This window comes from uncultured Kordia sp., assembly GCF_947496985.1.
Taxonomy (GTDB): Bacteria; Bacteroidota; Bacteroidia; order Flavobacteriales; family Flavobacteriaceae; genus Kordia.
In genome coordinates, this window is sequence record NZ_CANMEZ010000034.1 from 1 (window position 1) to 554 (window position 554).

At 43.0% G+C, this 554-nt stretch carries 1 protein-coding gene; it reads left to right on the forward strand.

The annotated features are described in order from the left end of the window. On the forward strand, positions 1-554 hold a 554-nt coding region (locus tag Q0828_RS24385; protein WP_298427977.1), incomplete at both ends, for a Calx-beta domain-containing protein.

Genomic DNA, 554 nt, shown 5'->3' on the forward strand with positions numbered 1-554 from the left:
AGTAGTGTAGCTACAGTGGTATCAATTACTACGGTAGACAACAGTGCTACAGATCCAGCTGATTATACAAGCACAACGGTTACTGCCACGATTCCAGCAGGACAGACAGTGGTAAATGTTAATATTCCAATTACAGATGATACGGTAGGTGAACCTACAGAAGACTTTACCGTAACTGGAACGGTGACAAGTGGGAACACTTCTAACGCATCAGATACTGGAACGGTAACAATCACAGATAATGATACCCCAGCAATGAGTGTTGGAGATGTAACGATTGCAGAAGATGGTGGTAGTGCAAGTGTACCAGTAAGCATTGACAATCCAAGTAGTGTAGCTACAGTGATATCAATTACTACGGTAGACAACAGTGCAATAGATCCAGCTGATTATACAAGCACAACAGTTACCGCTACGATTCCAGCAGGACAGACAGTGGTAAATGTTAATATTCCAATTACAGATGATACAACAGGTGAACCTACAGAAGACTTTACCGTGACTGGAACGGTGGCAAGTGGGAACACTTCTAACGCATCAGATACTGGAACGGT